The organism is Elstera litoralis (genome assembly GCF_000963705.1).
Classification (GTDB): Bacteria; Pseudomonadota; Alphaproteobacteria; order Elsterales; family Elsteraceae; genus Elstera; species Elstera litoralis.
In genome coordinates, this window is the sequence record NZ_LAJY01000709.1 from 1 (window position 1) to 1,193 (window position 1,193).

Annotated in this window: 2 protein-coding genes; both read right to left on the bottom strand. The window is 59.0% G+C overall.

Annotation, left to right across the window (positions count from 1 at the left end):
- A partial coding sequence (locus VZ95_RS22535; protein WP_156995424.1) for an aminotransferase class III-fold pyridoxal phosphate-dependent enzyme occupies positions 1-625 on the bottom strand: 625 nt, incomplete at its 3' end.
- Positions 619-1,074, bottom strand: a complete 456-nt coding sequence (locus VZ95_RS19200) for a cytidylyltransferase domain-containing protein (RefSeq protein WP_084627933.1) — start codon at positions 1,072-1,074, stop codon at positions 619-621. The genes VZ95_RS19200 and VZ95_RS22535, both read right to left, overlap by 7 nt.
- Positions 1,075-1,193: the final 119 nt, after the last annotated feature.

A 1,193-nucleotide genomic window follows, 5' to 3' on the forward strand; every position in this document is an offset into this window, starting at 1 on the left:
GCGCCAACTCCTGTTCCAGAGTTGTCGGAAGGCTGAAGCTGATACCGCGCGTGAGTTGGTTGCGAATGGCGTAGTCGACATCGGCATCGCGGTAGCCCAGCACGATCGGCATTAAGCTGCTAATCATGTCGACATACTCATTGCCGTCCACATCCCAAACCCGCCCATCCTGGCCGTGGGTAAGGAACAGCGGGGCCGCCCCATTCGGTAATTGAAGATAGGATTTGCTGAAGGTTTGGCTGCCAACCGGCACCACATCGAGGGCGCTTTTCAACAGCGCGTCCGAGGTTGCGTAGCCATAAGAGAGAACGGGATCGAGGGCGATGGACTCGGCATAGCCTTCGTTGCGCTGCTGTCGCTGGCCAACGGCGCGCAAGCCGGGTTGTTGATCGAGCAGTTCCAGAACCGCGCCGTGGGTCGGGATCGCATCGCACCCAAGTTCGGCAACAACGCCGCGCAAGAAGGCGAGATCTTCAGGGGTGTCGACCGTCCAACGTTCGCGGGTTTGCCCCGGAATGGGATTGATAAGCGTTTCGACTTTAAAGCGGGCGCGGTTGGCACGGATGAACGGGGTGACATGCTCGCGCTCGGACGGGCGGGCGGCCTCGCGATGGGCGATCAGCAAAGCCTCGCGCGTGAAGGCCTCGCAGTCGAGCCCATCGGGCCATGTGGCCGGATCAACGTTCGAGCATAATCGGCGCTGGTGGCTTTCAAAAGACGGAGCACCATGCCCGCGACCGCCGGATCGAGCAGGGGGCAGTCCGCCGTGAGGCGCATAATAATATCAGCCCCATCGGCCGTAGCCGCATCGGAAAAGCGGCTTAGAACATCCTTTTCCGAGCCGCGATGAACGGTAACACCCGCCTGTGCCGCCCAGGCGACGATGGCATCGTCGGCCGTTTCATTTGAGGTTGCAATGGCGACGCGATCAACGCCGGGAATCGCTTGTGCAGCCCGGACGACCCAGGCAAGGATCGGGCGATCCCCCAATATTTCCAAGACCTTACCAGGAAGGCGGGTGGATTGCAGTCGCGCTTGAATGAGCGCCAGAGTACCGCTTGAGGAACCAGTCATATCGTCCTTCCTGAGCAAAGATAGACCTTTATGATATAGCGCACTTGTTGCGAAATCGGAAATATCCGTGTAATTTTCTCACCAGCCGAAAAGGCATTAGAGCTATGCCTTTTACGATC

What these genes read in the sequence shown, in the direction of transcription:
- VZ95_RS19200 (WP_084627933.1), bottom strand. Translation starts at nt 1,074, where the DNA reads ATGACTGGTTCCTCAAGCGGTACTCTGGCGCTCATTCAAGCGCGACTG.